Here is an 18833-nt window from a genome sequence, read left to right as displayed (position 1 = left end):
CTCTGGTTAGAGCCCTGCTGTATTAAAATCACTGCTTTTTGACAAACTCAGACTTTAACTTCATAGCGCCAAAACCATCGATTTTACAATCTATGTCATGATCGCCTTCGACAAGACGTATGCCTTTGACCTTAGTGCCAATCTTCACCACCAACGAAGACCCTTTGACTTTTAAATCTTTAATGACAGTCACTGTGTCGCCGTCCTGTAGTACATTGCCAGCCGAATCACGGATCACTTTGTCGCCTTCTGCGGCATCTGCACTGGCGGTTGCTGACCACTCATGGCCACATTCAGGGCAGACCAGCAGGTTGTTATCTTCGTAGGTGTATGCAGAGCTGCATTGTGGACAGGCGGGTAACTGGCTCATGGTATTCCTGATTAATTGCTGTAGGGCTGGAAAAGGCCGGCATTGTAGCCGAAAGGCCCTACTTTTTACAGGGCTTTTAGCCTCAGAGTAGTAAGTCCGCCTCAATAGGCCGCCACAGCGCACAGCTTTGTTGCAGCGATTGGGCTGTTAAACCCGGCACGCTGTACACCACAGTATCGACACCATGTTGTTTATAGACAGCCTGCAACAGTAAATCAAAATCACCATCGCCGGAGAGTAAAACCACTGTGTCGACTTCGGCGGCTAAGGTCAAAACATCTATCGTAATGCCGACATCCCAGTCCCCTTTGGCTGAGCCATCGGCGCGCTGAATAAAAGGTTTGAGTTTCACTTCAAAACCTATATGACGCAAGGCATCCTGAAACTTGATCTGCTGATCATCTTTTTTATCAATGGCGTAGGCATAGGCGTAGCTAATCTCGCCCCTAAGCTGCAACAGTTGCCAAAACTTACGGTAGTTAAAAGAGCGGCCATAGGCCTGCTTGGTGGTGTAGTAGATGTTTTGTACATCGACAAAAACTGCGATTTTTTCCATAGAAAGCAAAGCCAAAATAAAGATTGAAAAGACTATAACATGGCATCTGTTTGAAACCGCGAAAGAAAATCAGCAGGCATCGCTTTGTGTCTGTTAAAATGTTAGCAACTTGACTGGAGCGCTTTGCGAATTTTTATGAATAACAATGATGTTTTACGCCGTTTACGTTACGCCTTTGATTTTGGCGATCAACAAATGATGAATTTATTTGCCCATGCCGGTTTAACCGCCAGCAGAGCCCAAGTCAGTGACTGGCTGAAAAAAGACGAAGACGAAGCTTTTCAGCCTTGTGATGACGTGACTTTGGCTACTTTTTTAAATGGTCTGATCATTGAACGCAGAGGGCGCAAAGATGGTGAGCAGCCCATAGCCGAGCAGCGTCTGAACAATAATATTATTTTCCGTAAGTTAAAAATTGCACTGGATTTAAAAGACGATGACATAGTGCAAATGATGACAGATATTGGTTTTCGCATCAGTAAACCAGAATTGAGCGCCTTTTTCCGCCGTGCGGATCATCATCATTATCGCCAGTGTCAGGATCAAATTCTGCGAAACTTTATCAAAGCAGTGCAGATTAAATATCGCGAAAGTGCCGAAGACTAAAGGTCTTGATGTCAAAAACCAGGGATAGGATCGAAGGCATGGAAGCGCCGTTGTATCTGTTTAAAGTTTTTACCGACGATCTGTCAAAAGGTAATCCGGCCGCTTGTGCTTTATTCAGTGAATGGCCACAGACTGATGTATTGCAGCGTATAGCTTATGAAGCCAAGCAAGTGGTCACAGCTTTTGTGGTGCCTGCTGCTCAGCCTCAGCAGTATCAAATCCGCTGGTTTTCCTGCCAACAAGAAATCAACCTTTGTGGTCATGGTACTTTGGCGGCGGCAGCTTTATTACGTCAGCTAAAAGGGCCGGGCCACTATCAGTTTTTTAGTGACTGTGGTGATTTGGAGGTGACAGCCATTGCTGAGGCTTTAGTGATGCGACTACCACAATGGCGCTCAGTTTCTGTGAATACACCCTATGCTTTAACTACCTATCAGCCTGTGGAGTGTTTTCAAACCCGTGATCTCGTGCTGGTCCTCCCTGATGAGCACGCTGTAAGGCAGTTCCAGCCTGATATGCAGCAGATCCGCCAACTCCCTCAACACGCGCTGATCGTCACGGCCTTCAGAGCGCCTGATAGCTATGTGCTGCGTTATTTTGCTCCTGCTATTGGAATAGATGAGGATATTGCAACAGGTTCAGCTCAGTGTTCGCTGGCGCCTTATTGGGCTGCGAAAACTGCTTTGGCTGAGCTGAAGGTACAGCAACTGTCCGCGATACCAGCCGATTTTGCTGTTTTTATCAAGTCGCAACAACTCTATCTAAAGACGCAAGCTGTACCTTGTCCTTATCTGACTGAATCAACAATGACTTAACATCAAAAGGTAATTCCAGTAGGCTGATGTTGTCCACGCATCGGGAGGCTCTTTATGTCGGCATCGAAGATTCAGACGCAGGGGGCTATTCATGGCCACTGTTTATGCGGCAAGGCAAAAATCAAAGCCACAGGAGTGGCATTAAGCGCTGGAGCCTGCCATTGTCAGTACTGCCAAAGATGGTCGGGTGGGCCGCTGTTTACTCTGGATTGCGGCACAGAGGTGAAACTGGACGGCGCTTGTTTTATTTCTGGTTTTCATTCGTCGGAGTGGGCCGAACGAGGCTTTTGTAACAACTGCGGTACTCATTTGTTTTATCGGTTGAAACAAAATGGCCGGTATTTTATTCCTGTAGGCTTGTTTGGACCGTTAAAAGATCTGGTGTTCGATCATCAGATTTTTATTGAGCAAAAACCGGACTGGTATTGTTTTTCTAACAAGACTTCGGAACTAACGGGAGATGAGATTTTTGCTTTGTTTACCGAAGAATCAAATTGAGCGAAGCATAAGAAAACAGCTGGTATGGATCTCTGGCTGCAGATTGATGCTTTAGTTAAGCCGAAAATCCTCGGTAGAGCCAACGGCAAGCCACCAAGGCTTAGTCATTAAGTCTTTGTTTAGATTTAGCTCTTATACTAACAGTATATTATTTTAGCGAACGGGAGAGGGCGTGAATAAAACATCAAACTTAACCAGACTGACAGGCGTTTTTTTACTGGGCTCGGTCAGTGCAGCCGTCTCAGCTCAGGATGTTAGTGTCTGTCAGGGGACTCTTGATAACAATGAGCGTTTAGCTTGTTATGACAGGATATTTGGCACCACAGCCACAGTGCTGGCCGAAACGGCAACCTCAGCAACAGCGGCTGCCGAAGCGGACGTCGAAGTTAAACCTCAGGCGGCAATTGCAACTGACGTCGTGGCGGAACCTGTTGCTGTGGCAACAGTGATGCAAAAATACTGGGAGTTGACCCCGGAAGAAAAACGCGATCGTTTTGTATTTCGTACCTACCAACCCAACTTCTTTTTGCCTGCTCACATCACCTCTAATATTAATAAAGCTCCACAGAGCCCAACCCGTGGTCAGGCAGAAGAGAGCGAAAACTACAAACAGATGGAAAGTAAGCTGCAAATCTCTTTACGCGCTAAGCTGATGACGGAGTTTCTGTTACCTGGTGCTGATTTATGGTTTGCGTTTAGCCAGCGTTCGATGTGGCAACTATGGAATAATCAGGACTCAGCCCCTTTTCGTAATACCGATTATCAACCTGAACTGATTTACGTCGTACCTGTTGCAGAGCAGTGGGGCGATTTACCTGGGGATTGGCAAGTCCGTATGCTGCAGTTTGGTATAGCTCATCAGTCCAATGGTCAGGCGAAGCCTTTGTCGCGCAGTTGGAATAAAGTCTACGGCGGTTTAGCTATAGATAAGGGGGAGTTTGGTCTGAACTGGCGTTATAACCAACGTATTTCAGAAAATGGCGAAGAAGACGATAACCCGGATTTAATCGATTACATAGGCAGTCACGAAATCAGTGCCAGCTGGTTACCAGGTGACGCCACAGCGCAGCTAACCTGGCGCAATGATTTTGCCTACTTAAGCCGTGGCTCCTGGCAGCTTGATCTGACTTATCCTGTCGATAGCAGCAAAATCGATGGTTTACGCTGGCACCTGCAACTGTTTTCCGGTTATGGCGAAACATTGTTGGATTATAACTTCCGGCAAAATAGTATAGGACTCGGAGTCATGTTATTTAATTTCTAACTACGAACTTCTGTTATGGCCGCAACTTAGCGGCCTAAAACATGGCCTTAGCTTGGCGAGCTAAGCTAAAACCTAAATGACTATGAATCAAAGGCCTACTCAAGTGACATCTGAACAAGCTCAAGCTTTAACTGAACACCTTATTGCTTTGGAGTTACAACTACAACATGCCGAAACCAGACGAAATAAAGTGCTGCTGAACCAGTTGTTGGCCAATGGTTTTGAAGAGATAGCCGCGTCCGGCGCGCGTTTTGGCAAAGCCCATGTGCTGGAGCGTCTGCCGGAAGAGCAGGCTCCTTGGGTTGAAGCTTTTGATTTTGAAGTGCGTTTATTATCTAAAGATCTGGCTCAGGTGCTCTACAAAGCCAAATTACGTAAAGCAGGCGAGCTGCAAACCAAAGTGTCGCTACGCAGCTCTTTATGGCAACTCAATAGCCTGGGCTGGCAAATGGTGTTCCATCAGGGCACTACCGTGCTGCCAGCGACTGGGCCTGTTTAAATGTCTGACTATAGGCTCCGCGCCTTACAGCCAGAGGATGTTGATGCAGTACTTCAGTTTGAATTAGCCCACAAGAGCTTTTTTGAGCAAAAAATCGAAGCAAGGCCAGAGGATTTCTATCAGCCTGACGCTGTACAGCACCATATCGCTGAGTTTTTGCTGCTACAACAGCAGGGGCTTGCATTGCCGACTTTGGTTTTTAGTGCAGACAACGAGCTAATCGGCAGAGCTAATCTCAAAGACATCGATCAGGTAACAAAATCTGCTTATGTCGGTTACCGCATTGCTGAACACTTATCAGGAAAAGGTGTTGCCAGCTTTGCTTTGGAGCAGTTGATCCAACAGTCAAAGCAAATGGGATTAATGATTTTATTTGCCTGTGTTGCAACAGAAAACCCTGCGTCAGAGCGGGTGCTGAGAAAAGCAGGTTTTCAACAGCTGGAGACCATTCCTCAGGTGGCCATAGTACAGGGGCAGGCTGTGGCTGGTTATCTGATGTGGCTGAAATTATAAATTATTAATAAATCAGTTAAATTTTTCTTGACCTCAAGTTAGCTTGAGCTTCTACAGTGGCGACAGATTTTAAATTTGTGCACTAAGCACTGTAAAAGGAGTGTTTTGTAATGAGTTCAGCTGTATCCCGTTGGTATGATCCCTGGTTAACCGCTTTAGCCCCTTTGATTTGGGGCAGCACTTACGTAGTCACCACCGAGTTTTTACCCCCTGATGTACCTTTATTATCCGCTGCGTTACGTACTTTACCTGTCGGGCTGCTGATGTTGTTGTGGTTGCGCCAGCTACCGGACCGGGGTTGGTGGGGAAAAATCTTTTTGTTAGGTTTTTTAAATATTGGGGTATTTCAGGCTTTACTTTTTGTTGCTGCCTATCGTTTACCTGGTGGAGTGGCTGCCACTGTTGGAGCTATCCAACCTTTGGTGGTGGTGATATTAAGCTGGGCAGTGCTCGGGGCCCGAACTTCATGGCTCAGTTGGATTGCGGCTGTATCAGGGATGCTGGGTGTGGCTCTTCTGGTGCTGGGACCTGCAGCGAAACTGGATGGTCTGGGTATCATAGCCGCGGCTGGTGGCGCCTTGGCTATGGCGTGTGGCACTTTATTAACCAAAAGATGGCAACCTCCGGTCAATGCGCTGGTCCTGACCAGTTGGCAGCTGAGCGTAGGCGGCTTATTTTTATTACCTTTAGCCTTGAGTGTCGAAAGCTTGCCGCAGAGTATTAACCTGACTCAGGTGCTGGGTTATCTCTGGTTAGGTTTGATTGGTACAGGACTGACCTATGTGTTCTGGTTGCGTGGTGTCATGCGGATGTCGGCCAGTGCTGTGACAGGTTTTAGCTTGTTGAGTCCGTTAAGTGCCACTGTGCTGGGTTTAGTCCTGTTGGATCAGCAACTGACCTGGTTACAAAGTGTCGGTATGGTTTTGGTACTGACTGGTGTCTGGCTGGGGCAGTATAAAATGACAGCTGCAGTGGCGCCTGTAACAACAGAGGTTCGCCGATGAACGTAGCTATTGTGTATCACTCTGTCACAGGTACTACTGCCCGATTGGCTGAGGCTGTTGCCGATGGTTGTCATTCTGTGCCTGAAGTAACAGCGGCCTTACTTCGTATCGAAGCGGCAGACATAGAACAAGGACGTTATCACAACAGGACGGTGATCAACGCAATTGATCGAGCCGACGCGGTGATTTTTGGCTCTCCTACTTTTATGGGGTCTGTATCAGCACAGTTTAAAGCTTTTGCTGATGCAACGGCGGGAGAGTACTGGGGAGAGCAGCTGTGGGCAGATAAAATTGCAGCAGGTTTTACGGTAGGAACCGGTTATTGTGGTGATACTTTGCATAGCCTGCATTATTTACAAATTTTAGCTGCCCAACAGGGCATGCTCTGGGCCGGTCTGGATTTGGCTGGTGCTGGCGACAGGAAAGCGCCCAACCGGCTTGGTGCTCAGGCTGGGGTGATTGTCAGAGCAGTGGATGGTGCTATAGAAACTCCAGATCTGCATACTGCATTTTATCTGGGCCAGCGCGTGGCTCGTCTGGTCGGCCGCTTCAGGGTTGTGACTACGCAGATAGAGAGAGTACAGCAACTCTGAGTTTCCAAAGCTGCTCTGGTCTTTTGTGCCACTTTTGCTGATCATCAGGGTTTAATCACCAAAGAGGATCCTGATGACTCACCTAACTCAACAAACAGAAGCAGAGCTGTTGGTGCAAAAGCAGCTGGAAGCTTATAACAACAAAGATATCAAAGCCTGGCTGGACTGCTATCACTCCGACGCAGTGCAGCTGGATTTTCATGGCTTCGTATTGGCCTGTGGCCACGATCAGATGCGTCAGCGCATCAGTGTGCGTTTTGCAGAGCCCGATCTAAAAGCAATCTTACTCAAGCGTATGGTGATGGGAGAGTGGGTGATTGATCATGAGGTGATCCAACGCAATTTCCCCGAAGGCCGCGGCCAGATGGAGATGTTATGTAGTTATCAGGTGAAACAGGGCCTTATTGTGAAAGCCCTGTTTCAGGCAGGAGAGGTTGTATTATTTTGAGTTGATGTCGCTGCTTGCTACAGGCTCAATTTTATAAACATCCCCTTTGGGTAGACCTGCTTTGACATAAAACAGCTGCTGGTTTTGTATGTCGTAATGATCAACAAAACGCTCTGGCGTGGCCAGTAGCAGGCTGTTGCTTTTGCTTTGTAACTGATACTGACGAATGCCCTGCTCGGGCTGATAATAGTAGATACTATCGTCAGACAAGCGCCAGTTCAGCCCGTTGCTTTTATCAAAGTCGGCAATCAGCAGATCTTCCTCACCTGTGGCGATATTCAGCATAAATAAACCGTCCTGATGAAATTTACTGAAATACAGCTGGTTACCAAGTCGATAGCCACTGTAACCACCTTGTTGAGTCAGCTGCGTGCTGCTTGCGGTGTTCAAATCCAGTTGCCACAACTGCCAATCGCCGCTTTGTTTGCTGCTGTAAATAATGCCTGTACCATCAGTCATCCAGTTGGCAACGTCCACTTGTTTATCCGCTGCAACCAGCACACGGCTTTGACCTGAGGCGATCATCAATTGCCATAATGCGCCGTCTTTACTAAAGAGCAGTGACTCGCCATCTGGTGACCATTGCAGTCGGACCAGGGCGGGAGAACCCGGTACATCAGCCAGTTGGTATTCGTTTTGTCCAGCAGGTTGTAACCAGATCTGCTCTTTGCCACCGCGTTTGCTCAAAAAGGCCAGATCCCCTTTATGATTCACACGAGGCATCAGATCGGCTTTACTGCTACCAATACGAATTCTGTTGGTGTTGGCTGCCAAATCATACTGCCAGATATCCGCATCCTGCTCATAGTCAGCGTAGTAAATCTGTTGGTTCACCACAGCAAGCGACTGAACGGTCCGGCCTGTATAAAATAAAAACTCCAGTTGATCAGTGGTGGTGTTGTATTGCAGCAATTCGGCATCTTTGCTGACAACTAAGTGAGTGGCTAACCAGTCGATGTTACTGATCGGAAAGGGGAAACTTTTTTGCTGCAACACAGCAAAACTACTGCTATCGAGCAGCAATAACTGGCTGTGCTGCTGTGGTAAATCACGCACAACGGCCAGTGTCTTACCGTCATCGGATTCGGCGAAAGCCAAGTCACCTGTTGGGCTCTCTGCACTCTGCGGTCTGGTCACTTGCTCTTTGGTTGTGGTATCTAATCGATAGCGGCTTAATGTGTAAGGTTGAGTTTTGTCTGCTCTGTCACGCAGGTAAAAACCCTTACTATCGTTTTGCCAGGCAATTTTTACCATTGCATCCGTACTGCACTGTGCTACGGTTTTTTTCTGTTGTGGATTTTCCGGCATAAACCACTCGACGATACAGCCTTGTGAGTTTTGTTTAACCGACAACACCTGCAAACCGTCAGGGCTGATCGCGGCGGTAGACAGCGCGTTATCTTCAGCTAATAACTTTGGTTTCCCTGGATTCTGCTGCAGGAGCAGCTGGTTTTTTTCTGCATCCTTGGACAGATACACTAAGGTCGCACCGTCTTGACTCAGGCTCAGATCATAGTCAATACCCTGTGCTGTATTGATGGGGACAGGCGGGTTGATATATGGGGTTGGTAATTTTTCGGGAGCAGGTGCGAGCGTAATAAAAAACCACAGGACAAAAAACAGCAAAGGGGCCGTCCACAGTACAGCCAATATCAGTTTTGTTTTAACTCCGGCGCGTGGTGGTGCTGGATGTTGCAGCGCTGCCGGCTGAAGCGAAGGTGCAGGAGCTGTCACTGAATGTATGTGAGCGTGCGGGGCCGTTGTTTTTTCGGCTGCAGTTATAACATCAGGTATTACAGTCTGGCACAGCCGATAACCTACTTTGGGTAAAGTTTCAATATAGATTGTTTGGGGATCTAACTGTGCAAAAGCCTTACGTAATAAAGACAAGGACTTAGTCAGGGTGCTTTCGCTGATCATCAGCTGCTCTGTGATTTGTAATCGGCTCAACTGGTGCTGCTCTGCGTCGATAAACAGGGATAACAACTGAAAGACCTGCGGTTCCAGAGTCAAAGTTTCAGTCGCAGAGCTAAGCTCGCGGCTGAAGCAGTCAAGGGTCAGTTGACCAAGCAAAAATCGCTGAGGGGAGTGGTGTTCAGACATATTCTAAAAATCCGCAAACTGGCTTAGCTTAAGGCTAAGCTTTTTATCACAAAAATAGCCGAAACTCTTGTATTCCTGCTGCATTTTTCGATAGAGGCGTCAGCTAGCGTTCTGCAGGCTGGCTTTTCTGACACTTTATGGCATGAACAGAATAGCTCAGGCTTTATTCTGGTTACAAAACTATGGGCCCAAGGTAGACTCTGTGCGAATTTTAATGCGTTTTCACAATGGTTTAGTTCGAGAGTTCAGTCGCTTATGCTTAGATTTTTAGTGATCCCTTGTTTATTGTTTTCAGGCTCTTTGCTGGCCACTGGTGCCGTGTTTTCAGTATCAGACGTTGAATTGCTCACACAACAGGCGAAGACCAAGGTAGCGGGCAGGCCTGTTTTTCAGGGCACAGCGCTACTGATGCAAGGCAGAAAGATTTTATGGCAGTATCAACAGGGGCGCACGTCGCAAGGGGAGCCTTTTGACCAAAATACTGCATTCTTCGCAGGTTCCATCAGTAAAACGCTGACCGCAGCTCTACTGATGCAACAGGTGCAAAAAGGTACTTTGGATTTACAGGCTCCGGTAAAATTGTATCTGCCTGAATTGCGACAGCCCTGGGCGAGCTCAGTGCGGCTAGCTGATTTGTTGAGCCATAGCTCTGGTCTGGTCGATATGAGTACTCAGCAACACTATGGCCAGTTTCGTTATAACAATTTAAATTTCCAGCTGCTCGGGGATATTCTGAGTGCTGTCACAAAAGTTCCCTATGCTGACTTAGCAAGGCAATTCTTGCTGCAATGTCAGATGAATCATTCTGGTTTTGCTGACAAAGCGTCCAGCGCCAGTGACGGCTGGTATGAAGATCAGGGGCAACTGAAATCTATCCGCGGTTTTATGCCGGTTGAAGCCGAGCCTAGTGGTGGTTTGATTGCTTCAGCCTCAGATGTGGCATTATTGCCTTTATGTATACAGCAAGAGTTGAGTCAAACCAGCGTGCAGCAGATGACCTGGCCCAGAGTGCTGCGTCAACATCGATGGGGCGAGGTCTATTACGGTTATGGTATGCAGGTGACAGAAACTACGGCGGGTACCGAGTGGAGTCATGGAGGTTATATTCCGGGTTATGTTTCGGTATTTAACCATTTTCCGAAACAGCAACTGACTTTGGTCGTGCTAGAGAATCAATCGCTGGACCCGGCCGATTTTGCCAGAGCGGTTTATTATCACGACAGTTTAAGAGAAATAGTGATCAGAGTGCTGAGTCAAAATCAAAAAGGATGATCTATGAAACTGAAGTATTCTTTAGTCTGTGCCGCGCTGACCGGTAGTTTATTTGCAGCTCAATTGCAGGGCGCTGACGATTTTAGCCAGCGTTATCAGCAGCAGATCGCCCCTTTTTGGCAGAATGTACAGCCACAACAGCTGAAATTGCAGGACGGTAGTCAGATCCATTATGTTGTGCTGTCACCAGCACAAAGCGCAACAAAGCCAAAAGCGACTGTCGTTGTAGTGAACGGTCGGACCGAATCTTATCTGAAGTATCAGGAACTGGCGTATGAGCTGATACAGCAAGGTTATCAGGTACTGATGTTTGACCATAGAGGGCAGGGCTTGTCGACCCGTTTGACTGACAATCCACAGAAAGGTCATATCGAAGATTTTCAGCAGTATGTGGATGACATGCATCAACTGATCAGTCGCGTTGTGCTGACGACATTGCCGGCAAAGCCGTCCTTGTATCTGTTAGGGCATTCTATGGGCGGCGCTATCAGTACTTTGTATTTACAGCAGCACCCGCAAATATTTCAAAAAGCGGCTTTGTCCGCCCCTATGCATGGTATCAATGGTAAGTTGTTTTATGATGAGAGCGATGCCTGCCGTCTGGCCAGTGTAGTTACGTTATTTTCCACAGAAGGCTATGCTGGTTTTGCGGATAAAGCCTATAGCGCGAGGTCTTTTGCTGGTAATGAACTGACGGGATCAGAACAGCGTTACCAGTGGATGCAGGACTTATATCAGCACAACCCACAGCTGCAACTCGGAGGTGCTACCTGGGGCTGGCTGGAGCAAGCTTGTGCTGTTTTACCTGATATGCAGCAACAGGCAGACAAGATCAAAATTCCAGTGTTGGTGTTACAGGCAGAACTGGATAGCATAGTGTCGGCGTCAGCTCAGCAGCAGTTTTGTGCAGCATTAGAAAGCAATGCGGATTCAGGCTGTGTCGGTGGTGTACAGCTGATCAAAGGTGCAAAACATGAACTTCTATTTGAGCAGGATCATATTCGTCAGCAGGTTTTAGACAAAGTGCTGGTGCATTTTTCTGCTAATTAAACTGGCTGTGCTTGAGCCAACTGACTTAGCAAAAGCTAAAAAAAAGGCCACCTCGCGGTGGCCTTTTCGTCTGTGCTGACAGAGGTTTATTCCACTGAACCAGGTTTGGTCATAGGAGCGACACTCATTTGGCGGGCAGACGCTGAGCCTGCCGGACGTTCTGAGCTGATCACCAGTGGACGTTCGCTGTTATCCATAGCTGTAGGTTGAACCTGAGCCTGAGTTTCAGCTTTCACTACTGGTTTGGTCATATCCGCAGTGATCATTTTGGCGTATCTATTGCCTGAAGCCACTGGAGCCTGCACTTCCGCTACTGCTTTTTTGGCAGGAGCTTTACGTGTTTTGGCTTTTGGTGCCTCTTCTGTTTCCACAGCAGCAGTCTCTACTGGTGTTTCCACCGCAGCAGTTTCTGTTACAACAGGCGTTATCTCTGCTGGTATTTCCACCACAGCAGTTTCTGCTACAACAGCTGCTGTTTCTGCAGGTGTTTCCACTGCAGCAGTTTCTGCTGCTACAGGAGCAGTCTCTACTGGTGTTTCTACAGCAGCAGTTTCTGTCGTAACAGGCGCTGTTTCTGCAGGTGTTTCTACAGCAGCAGTTTCTGCTGCAACAGGTGCTGTTTCTGCAGGTGTTTCTACAGCAGCAGTTTCTGTTACGACAGATGCAGCCACAGTCACTTCAACGGCTTCTGCGATTGGCAAATCCAGTTGCTGTTCAGTGCTGACCGCTTCGTTTTGATCTTCAGGATAACGAGCTGCTAAAGCCTCTTCAGCTTCCTGATCCTGTTGCTCTTTTTTACGTTTCTGACCAGCAGCACGTAAATGACGAGGAGAACGACGGCTGCGGCTGCGGCCTTCGGCGGCTTCTTTCTCTGCATCAGCGCTTTCTGCTTCAGTCTCAACAGTTTCAGCTTCAACAACATCGGTCTGAACCGGTGCTTCAGTCACTGCAACATCGGTCTGAACTGGCGCTGCCACAGCAATTTCTGCTACCGTAGTATCAATGGCGACTGGTGCAACGACCGGAGTTTCAACCACTGGTGTAGCCACAACTGCTGCTTCGATAGTTGTTGAAACCGCGACTGCTTCAACGCCTTCTTTTTCATGACGCACGGACTTGCGCATCTGACGGCGTTGACGGCGTTCCACAATCTTAGTGCTGTGCTCTTCGTCGTGATCTACAGCTTTAACCGGAGCTGGACGTTCTGATACAGCTTTTTTCTGCTCGGTACGTTCAGGACGCTCGGCTCGTTCGCCACGTTCAGCTCGCTCCGGGCGCTCACCACGTTCCTGACGAGGTTTATCCTGTCTTGGGCCTCGTTGTTCCTGATTACGTTCATTTGAGCGTTCAGCTTTCGCTGGAGCAGCGTTATCGTCTTTTGCAACTTTATCATCCCCTTCCTGACGGCGGCGATTCTTGTTGTTACGACGTCTGTTGTTATCACGATTATTGCTGCGGCGTGGTGCCTCTTCTACCTTTTTCTCTGGTGCAGGTGCAGCAGCGAATAAAGATTTAAACCAACCCACCACAGAATCAACCAGGCCTGGGCCTGTATCTTTGGCTTCAGCCACTTCAACTTTGCGAGCTGCAGCAGCCACAGCTGGTGCGGCAGAGGCAGAAGCTTCAGCCATATTAATAGCAGAGACTGCTGGCTTTTCTTTGACGTTTTCACCTATTGGGTGATAGACAGCGCTGCCAATAGCAGGAGCTTTCACCATGTTGTAGCTGGACTCTTCAATCTCTTCGTCGATACGGATGCGCGTCACTTCATAGTTTGGCGTTTCCATATGTTCGTTAGGAATGATGTAAATCCGGATCCCGTGACGGCTTTCAATACGGCGTACTGAATCACGTTTTTCATTCATCAGGTAAGTGGCAACAGAAACTGGCACCTGAGCATGAATTTGACTGGTGTTGTCTTTAATGGCTTCTTCTTCGATTAAACGTAAAATCGACAGAGCGGAAGACTCAGTGCTGCGGATAGTGCCGCGGCCATGACAACGTGGACAGACGTGAGTGGCCGATTCACCCAGTGAAGGACGTAAACGCTGACGTGACATTTCCAGTAAACCAAAACGTGAAATACGGCCAATCTGCACGCGGGCACGGTCTTGTTTTACGGCGTCTTTTAAGCGGTTTTCTACTTCACGTTGATGGCGCACTGGCGTCATATCGATGAAGTCGATCACAATCAAACCACCTAAGTCACGTAAACGTAACTGACGGGCAATTTCATCTGCGGCTTCTAAGTTGGTATTAAAGGCTGTTTCTTCGATGTCACCGCCTTTGGTTGCTTTTGACGAGTTGATGTCAATCGCAGTTAAGGCTTCGGTGCTGTCGATCACGATAGAACCACCAGAAGGTAAACGCACTTCACGGCGGAAGGCGGATTCAATCTGAGTTTCAATCTGGAAGTGCATAAACAGCGGTACTTCGCCCTGATACATTTTGACGCGGTGAGCAAAGTCAGGACGGAACTGCTGAATATAGACTTTGGCTTCTTCGAAAATGCGTGGGTTGTCGATCAGTATTTCACCGACATCACGGCGCAGATAATCACGAATTGCGCGGAATACCACGTTGCTTTCCTGATGGATCAGAAATGGTGCAGGGCGGTTTTGCGCTTCGTGAGTAATAGCAGACCAGTGCTTTAACAAGGCTTTTAAGTCGTAATCCAGCTCTTCGTGAGATTTACCCACACCAGCAGTACGAACAATTAAACCCATGCCGTCTGGCAGTTGTAATTGATCCAAAGAGTCTTTTAAATCCTGACGCTCATCACCTTCAATACGACGGGAAATACCACCGGCGCGAGGATTGTTCGGCATCAGCACTAAGTAAGAACCAGCTAAAGAGATAAATGTGGTTAAGGCTGCGCCTTTTTGACCACGTTCTTCTTTGTCGATCTGGATAATAACTTCCTGACCTTCTTTGACCACTTCTTTAATATTGGGGCGACCGTCAAAGGTATAACCGGCAGGGAAATATTCGCGGGAGATTTCTTTCAGAGGTAAAAAGCCATGGCGTTCAGAGCCATAATCAACAAAAGCTGCTTCCAGACTGGGCTCAACCCGGGTGATTCTTCCTTTGTAAATGTTTGCTTTTTTCTGTTCGTGTCCTGGGCTTTCGATATCCAGGTCGTATAATTTTTGTCCATCGACAAGTGCTACGCGGATTTCTTCTTCCTGCGTGGCGTTAATTAACATTCTTTTCATTGTTTTGTGACTCTATAACATAGGCCACAACGCAACGACATCCTGCGTCCGCGTTTCAGATGGTCAAACATATCAATGCTGCAGTCTCTCGACTGGGGGATGCTTGAGCTAACTCATTTAATACCTTTACCGCTGTGTTACTTCGGGTTGCTTGCTGTGGCATTCACTGAGGATCTTAGTCCGTCATGGCTAGCCTGCTTATCACCTTACTCGAACCTAAAACAGTCCAGGTATTTTTGGCGCCGCCTTGTCAGGGCCGCACTTAAATGTTTTTTGCTGTGATCTGACACAGAGATCGCGCGATACCGCGCTGCGTTGTCGCAATTTTTTTTTGCCTAAGTGACCGGAAGCTGTGTTTTGTCTCTGTCAGTAATAAATTACGCAGCATTACTTCAGACAAATAGCGTTATTCTCGTTCGCAGAGGATAAATACGTTGGTTTTCCCAACGAATTCGGTATGATCTGCCTCCCGAACGGTGCCTCACATTTTCTCTTACGTCACTATGAGCGCCCTAATTGCCATTTTTGGCATAATTAGCCCGGTGATTATCCCACTAATGTACGACCAATAGCAACTTAATTTAAGCTTAGCAGAGTAACTGAAACGCATGACTGAAAATATCAAAACTCCAGTGCAATATATTGATGTAGAAGAAGATTATTCTGGTCAGCGCATAGATAACTTCTTAATGGCGCGGCTTAAGAGCGTACCAAAGAGTGTGATTTATCGGGTTTTGCGCAAAGGTGAAGTGCGGGTTAACAAAAAACGAATTAAACCTGAGTACAAACTGCAAGCCGGCGATCAGGTGCGTGTTCCGCCTTTGGTGGTTCATGACGAGCCGGAAAAAGAACCAGTGTCGGTGGGCCTCTCGATGGTGAAAAACCTCGAAAGCCATATTCTTTTTGAAGACAACGATTTAATAGTACTGAACAAACCTACAGGCATGGCAGTGCATGGCGGTAGCGGTTTATCTTTTGGTGTCATTGAAGCATTACGCGCCTTACGTCCGACCGCCCGCCATCTGGAACTGGTACACCGTTTAGACCGAGATACATCTGGTTGTTTGTTGATCGCGAAAAAACGTTCTGTGCTGACTAATCTGCACGAACAGCTGAGGCTAAAAACAGTAGAGAAAAAATACTGGGCTTTAGTGGCAGGGCAGTGGGACAGCAAAATCAAAAAAGTGACAGAACCGCTGCGCAAAAACACCTTACAAAGTGGTGAGCGTGTGGTGAAAGTCGATGAAGCTTTAGGTAAACCTTCGGAAACCCGCTTTAAAATTCTGCAGCGTTATGAAGAAGGTACTTTGGTAGAAGCCTTTCCTGTCACAGGCCGTACTCACCAAATCCGCGTGCATACCGCCTGTAAAGGTCATGCCATTGCCTGTGATGACAAATACGGTGATAACGAATTTACCTCACAAATGCAGAAGCTGGGTTTAAACCGTTTGTATTTACATGCCAAAACCTTGACTTTCACTCATCCAGGTACGGGCAAGTTACTCACCTGTGACGCACCTTTGGACAATGCATTAAGTAGTGTACTGGAAAAACTGAAGAGAAAATAATGAGTTCGGATATAGCTTTAGTCGTATTTGACTGGGATGGCACTGTGATGGACTCAGTAGGGCGTATTGTTTCTTCTATGCGCTGTGCTGCAGAGCTGTCTGGTTTAGTAGTCCCGACCGAACATCAGGTCAAACAAATTATTGGCCTGAGTCTGGACCCTGTATTTGATATTTTATTCCCTGGCATCAATGCCACACAGCGCCAGATGGTATTTGAACATTACCGCGACCAGTATTTATCACATGAGCATCCGCCTACACCTTTATTCGAAGGTGCAGAGCAAGTGATGCAGGAGCTAAAGCAACAAGGCTTGATATTGGCTGTTGCCACAGGTAAAGCACGTAAAGGCTTAAAGCGGATGTTTGCAGAAACCGGATTAGAGCCTTACTTCACCACCAGTCGATGTGCTGATGAAGCAGAATCCAAACCTAGCCCTGACATGCTGAAGCAAATTCTGACAGAGCTTAACTTACCGGCTCATCGTGCTGTGATGGTGGGGGATACGATTCACGATATGGCGATGGCACAAGCGATAGAAATGCCACGCATAGGTGTGACTCACGGTGTGCATGGCAGGGAAGAGCTAAGCCGTTATCAGCCTAAAGCGATAATTGATTCGCTGCCAGAGCTGTTAACGGCGCTTTAATTGAAAGTTCAAACTTTAGATATCGATTAAATAATTGAATAAAACGCTTTCGCCGGAGGCGAGCCTCTTTCTTTTGCGTCGCCAAAAGAAAGAGGCGCAAAGAAAAGGCGACCCTGGCCGCTTCGAAAGCCCGCTCAAAAAAGTGCGCCCAAGGCGACTCGGCAACTCGTTCGTCGCTACCGCTCCTCGCTCAAACACTCCTCGTCTTAAAACCTTGGTCACCCATTTTTGAACGGCTCGCGGCTAAGGGGAGGGTGTTAGTAGTTATATGTGCTGCGTTTAAAGGATCTGATCAAGGTTGCGTCAGCAAATCCCTGCCTTCGCTTCTAAGCATCTCAAGTAAACGAATCAACGGCAGGCCTATTAAGCTGTTTGGGTCGTCGCCTTCGAGCTTTTCAAACAAACTAATGCCCAAACCTTCGCTTTTAAAACTACCAGCGCAGTTCAGCGGTTGTTCTCTTTCTATATATGCAAGGATCTCCGCATCGGTTAATTCACGGAAATGCACTTTAAAGGGCTCAATACAGAGCTGATGCTGTTTGGTTTGGGCGTTGACCAGAGCCAGGCCGGTTAAAAAAGTCACACAATGGCCGCTAAAGCTTTTTAACTGTTTATAGGCATTTTCAGACGTATGAGGTTTACCGAGGATTTGACCGTTAAACACAGCTACCTGGTCTGAACCTATAACTAGCCCTTCAGTCAATTGATTAGCCACTGCTTGTGCTTTTAAGACAGCCAGACGACTCACCAGTTGCTCTGGTGTTTCACCCTGCAGAGCGGTTTCATCGACTTCAGGTTTGGCCGTAGAAAAGTTCGGTGTAAGTTTCTCCAGTAAAGCCTTACGATAGACAGAGGTAGAGGCTAAATACAAAGCTTGGGTTGACATAAAAGCACCTCGTTGGGACAATGCGTCGCACTATACATTTCCTGCATGAAGTTGCAACTTTGTCGGCTCTGTATATCAAAACAGCAGTGACTTGAGCTTATCTAAGTCACAATGGCCTTCAGAACGGCGGTTTAGACCGGAAAAATTAACAAAAAAGAGGCAGGAATCCTTTGACAGCTTTAGCCTCGATCTATATGATGCGCGCCTTATGCAAAAGGTAAAAATTCCAATTACCCTTGATCCAACACGTGCTGCACAAAAACGTTCTACGTTTGATGGCATTATTCCGCTGGTGAATTTAACCAGATTAACGGAGTCGTTAGTAAGTTCTGAGGGTGATGTAGACGTAGTAGTACATTGCGGAACTGATGAACAAGGTTTGGTCTTTATTGAGGCTCAAGCTCGTTGTCAGGTACAAGTGAAGTGTGAACGCTGTAGCGAACATATGAATCTGGAACTGAACAGCAGTTTTGCATACACTCCGATTCGGAGTGACAAAGATTCGGCTCACGACGATATTCCAGAGCGCTACGAAGTGGTCGAAAAAAACGAACACGGCGAAGTTAACTTGAGGCAATTGGTTGAGGACGAATTAATTCTGGCTTTACCCCTGTTTCCGATGCACGACGAAGGATCCTGTGATCCAACCAAAGTGCAGATGAGCTGGGGAGAAATAGAACCAGAACCAGAAAAACCGAACCCATTTGCAATATTGCAAGAATTGAAGAAAAAATAGTTTTTTTAGGAGAAAGGCAATGGCTGTACAGCAAAACAAAAAATCTCGTGCAAGACGTGACATGCGTCGTTCTCATGATGCGTTGACTGGGCCAACGTTGTCTGTAGACGCAACTTCAGGTGAAACTCACCGTCGTCACCACATCACTGAAGATGGTTACTACAAAGGTCGTAAAGTAATTAAGTAAGTT

The 18833-nt window shown here is 47.3% G+C and carries 20 protein-coding genes; 15 read left to right on the top strand and 5 right to left on the bottom strand.

Translation table 11 applies throughout. The features are described from left to right. Positions 1-28 precede the first annotated feature (28 nt). Complete coding sequence (locus IEW88_RS12925) at positions 29-370, bottom strand: zinc ribbon domain-containing protein YjdM (protein ID WP_053422778.1); 342 nt, start codon at positions 368-370, stop codon at positions 29-31. An 82-nt stretch (positions 371-452) separates the two neighbouring features. After that, positions 453-926, bottom strand: a complete 474-nt coding sequence (locus tag IEW88_RS12920; protein ID WP_053422836.1) for a LabA-like NYN domain-containing protein — start codon at positions 924-926, stop codon at positions 453-455. A gap of 135 nt (positions 927-1061) precedes the next feature. Here IEW88_RS12920 and IEW88_RS12915 point away from each other — a divergent pair, with 135 nt between their 5' ends. From IEW88_RS12915 to IEW88_RS12875, 9 genes are all read left to right on the top strand, one after another. Further along, on the top strand, positions 1062-1532 hold the full coding sequence (locus tag IEW88_RS12915; RefSeq protein WP_147904310.1) for a YehS family protein: 471 nt from the start codon (positions 1062-1064) through the stop codon (positions 1530-1532). A 38-nt stretch (positions 1533-1570) separates the two neighbouring features. Further along, positions 1571-2347, top strand: coding sequence for a PhzF family phenazine biosynthesis protein (locus tag IEW88_RS12910; RefSeq protein WP_221411418.1), 777 nt, complete (start codon positions 1571-1573; stop codon positions 2345-2347). 54 nt (positions 2348-2401) lie between these two features. Beyond that, on the top strand, positions 2402-2845 hold the full coding sequence (locus IEW88_RS12905; RefSeq protein WP_147904308.1) for a GFA family protein: 444 nt from the start codon (positions 2402-2404) through the stop codon (positions 2843-2845). 172 nt (positions 2846-3017) lie between these two features. Then, positions 3018-4109: a phospholipase A gene (locus tag IEW88_RS12900; protein WP_147904307.1), complete on the top strand. Its 1092-nt coding sequence runs from the start codon at positions 3018-3020 to the stop codon at positions 4107-4109. Positions 4110-4185: 76 nt separating this feature from the next. Further along, positions 4186-4608, top strand: a complete 423-nt coding sequence (locus IEW88_RS12895) for a nuclear transport factor 2 family protein (protein ID WP_221411417.1) — start codon at positions 4186-4188, stop codon at positions 4606-4608. Further along, positions 4609-5121 (top strand): GNAT family N-acetyltransferase, encoded by a 513-nt coding sequence (locus tag IEW88_RS12890; protein ID WP_147904306.1) that lies wholly within the window; start codon positions 4609-4611, stop codon positions 5119-5121. It begins immediately after the preceding gene. Positions 5122-5231: 110 nt separating this feature from the next. Continuing rightward, positions 5232-6125: an EamA family transporter gene (locus tag IEW88_RS12885; RefSeq protein WP_147904305.1), complete on the top strand. Its 894-nt coding sequence runs from the start codon at positions 5232-5234 to the stop codon at positions 6123-6125. After that, on the top strand, positions 6122-6718 hold the full coding sequence (locus IEW88_RS12880; protein ID WP_147904304.1) for a flavodoxin family protein: 597 nt from the start codon (positions 6122-6124) through the stop codon (positions 6716-6718). The genes IEW88_RS12885 and IEW88_RS12880 overlap by 4 nt, the downstream gene beginning before the upstream one ends. Before the next feature lie 73 nt (positions 6719-6791). Further along, complete coding sequence (locus IEW88_RS12875) at positions 6792-7166, top strand: nuclear transport factor 2 family protein (protein WP_147904303.1); 375 nt, start codon at positions 6792-6794, stop codon at positions 7164-7166. Here the strand turns inward: IEW88_RS12875 and IEW88_RS12870 are convergent. Continuing rightward, complete coding sequence (locus tag IEW88_RS12870) at positions 7158-9269, bottom strand: winged helix-turn-helix domain-containing protein (RefSeq protein WP_147904302.1); 2112 nt, start codon at positions 9267-9269, stop codon at positions 7158-7160. The genes IEW88_RS12875 and IEW88_RS12870 overlap by 9 nt on opposite strands. Before the next feature lie 255 nt (positions 9270-9524). On the opposite strand from IEW88_RS12870, the gene IEW88_RS12865 reads away from it, so the two are divergent. Then, positions 9525-10541 (top strand): serine hydrolase domain-containing protein, encoded by a 1017-nt coding sequence (locus IEW88_RS12865; RefSeq protein ID WP_147904301.1) that lies wholly within the window; start codon positions 9525-9527, stop codon positions 10539-10541. Positions 10542-10544: 3 nt separating this feature from the next. Continuing rightward, positions 10545-11591, top strand: a complete 1047-nt coding sequence (locus IEW88_RS12860) for an alpha/beta fold hydrolase (protein WP_147904300.1) — start codon at positions 10545-10547, stop codon at positions 11589-11591. Positions 11592-11677: 86 nt separating this feature from the next. Here the strand turns inward: IEW88_RS12860 and rne are convergent, their stop codons facing one another. Further along, positions 11678-14806 (bottom strand): ribonuclease E, encoded by a 3129-nt coding sequence (gene rne, locus IEW88_RS12855; RefSeq protein WP_229670480.1) that lies wholly within the window; start codon positions 14804-14806, stop codon positions 11678-11680. 608 nt (positions 14807-15414) lie between these two features. Between rne and rluC the strand changes: the two genes are divergently transcribed. Together rluC and IEW88_RS12845 are read left to right on the top strand one after the other, a co-directional pair. Continuing rightward, positions 15415-16374: a 23S rRNA pseudouridine(955/2504/2580) synthase RluC gene (gene rluC / locus IEW88_RS12850; protein WP_053422789.1), complete on the top strand. Its 960-nt coding sequence runs from the start codon at positions 15415-15417 to the stop codon at positions 16372-16374. Then, complete coding sequence (locus IEW88_RS12845) at positions 16374-17021, top strand: HAD family hydrolase (protein WP_147904299.1); 648 nt, start codon at positions 16374-16376, stop codon at positions 17019-17021. The genes rluC and IEW88_RS12845 overlap by 1 nt, the downstream gene beginning before the upstream one ends. Before the next feature lie 292 nt (positions 17022-17313). On the opposite strand, the gene IEW88_RS12840 is transcribed toward IEW88_RS12845, so the two are convergent. After that, complete coding sequence (locus IEW88_RS12840) at positions 17314-17907, bottom strand: Maf family protein (RefSeq protein ID WP_147904298.1); 594 nt, start codon at positions 17905-17907, stop codon at positions 17314-17316. 91 nt (positions 17908-17998) lie between these two features. On the opposite strand from IEW88_RS12840, the gene yceD reads away from it, so the two are divergent. Both yceD and rpmF read left to right on the top strand, forming a co-directional pair. Continuing rightward, positions 17999-18643 carry a 23S rRNA accumulation protein YceD gene (yceD, locus tag IEW88_RS12835; RefSeq protein ID WP_229670478.1) on the top strand — a complete coding sequence of 215 codons (645 nt, stop codon included), beginning with the start codon at positions 17999-18001 and terminating at the stop codon, positions 18641-18643. Between the two features lie 19 nt (positions 18644-18662). Next, positions 18663-18830 carry a 50S ribosomal protein L32 gene (gene rpmF, locus IEW88_RS12830; protein WP_008898943.1) on the top strand — a complete coding sequence of 56 codons (168 nt, stop codon included), beginning with the start codon at positions 18663-18665 and terminating at the stop codon, positions 18828-18830. The last annotated feature ends 3 nt before the right edge of the window (positions 18831-18833 follow it).

The sequence above is a fragment of the Rheinheimera tangshanensis genome (assembly GCF_014645135.1).
Classification (GTDB): Bacteria; Pseudomonadota; Gammaproteobacteria; order Enterobacterales; family Alteromonadaceae; genus Pararheinheimera; species Pararheinheimera tangshanensis.
The sequence above is the reverse complement of the archived record's forward strand: the minus strand, read 5'-3'. Positions and strand labels throughout refer to the sequence as shown.

Excerpts from the sequence above, each read along its gene's own strand:
- IEW88_RS12925 (WP_053422778.1), bottom strand. The coding sequence starts at position 370 with ATGAGCCAGTTACCCGCCTGTCCACAATGCAGCTCTGCATACACCTAC.
- IEW88_RS12920 (WP_053422836.1), bottom strand. The coding sequence starts at position 926 with ATGGAAAAAATCGCAGTTTTTGTCGATGTACAAAACATCTACTACACC.
- IEW88_RS12915 (WP_147904310.1), top strand. The coding sequence starts at position 1,062 with ATGAATAACAATGATGTTTTACGCCGTTTACGTTACGCCTTTGATTTT.
- IEW88_RS12910 (WP_221411418.1), top strand. The coding sequence starts at position 1,571 with ATGGAAGCGCCGTTGTATCTGTTTAAAGTTTTTACCGACGATCTGTCA.
- IEW88_RS12905 (WP_147904308.1), top strand. The coding sequence starts at position 2,402 with ATGTCGGCATCGAAGATTCAGACGCAGGGGGCTATTCATGGCCACTGT.
- IEW88_RS12895 (WP_221411417.1), top strand. The coding sequence starts at position 4,186 with ATGACTATGAATCAAAGGCCTACTCAAGTGACATCTGAACAAGCTCAA.
- IEW88_RS12890 (WP_147904306.1), top strand. The coding sequence starts at position 4,609 with ATGTCTGACTATAGGCTCCGCGCCTTACAGCCAGAGGATGTTGATGCA.
- IEW88_RS12885 (WP_147904305.1), top strand. The coding sequence starts at position 5,232 with ATGAGTTCAGCTGTATCCCGTTGGTATGATCCCTGGTTAACCGCTTTA.
- IEW88_RS12880 (WP_147904304.1), top strand. The coding sequence starts at position 6,122 with ATGAACGTAGCTATTGTGTATCACTCTGTCACAGGTACTACTGCCCGA.
- IEW88_RS12875 (WP_147904303.1), top strand. The coding sequence starts at position 6,792 with ATGACTCACCTAACTCAACAAACAGAAGCAGAGCTGTTGGTGCAAAAG.
- IEW88_RS12870 (WP_147904302.1), bottom strand. The coding sequence starts at position 9,269 with ATGTCTGAACACCACTCCCCTCAGCGATTTTTGCTTGGTCAACTGACC.
- IEW88_RS12865 (WP_147904301.1), top strand. The coding sequence starts at position 9,525 with ATGCTTAGATTTTTAGTGATCCCTTGTTTATTGTTTTCAGGCTCTTTG.
- IEW88_RS12860 (WP_147904300.1), top strand. The coding sequence starts at position 10,545 with ATGAAACTGAAGTATTCTTTAGTCTGTGCCGCGCTGACCGGTAGTTTA.
- rne (WP_229670480.1), bottom strand. The coding sequence starts at position 14,806 with ATGAAAAGAATGTTAATTAACGCCACGCAGGAAGAAGAAATCCGCGTA.
- rluC (WP_053422789.1), top strand. The coding sequence starts at position 15,415 with ATGACTGAAAATATCAAAACTCCAGTGCAATATATTGATGTAGAAGAA.
- IEW88_RS12845 (WP_147904299.1), top strand. The coding sequence starts at position 16,374 with ATGAGTTCGGATATAGCTTTAGTCGTATTTGACTGGGATGGCACTGTG.
- IEW88_RS12840 (WP_147904298.1), bottom strand. The coding sequence starts at position 17,907 with ATGTCAACCCAAGCTTTGTATTTAGCCTCTACCTCTGTCTATCGTAAG.
- rpmF (WP_008898943.1), top strand. The coding sequence starts at position 18,663 with ATGGCTGTACAGCAAAACAAAAAATCTCGTGCAAGACGTGACATGCGT.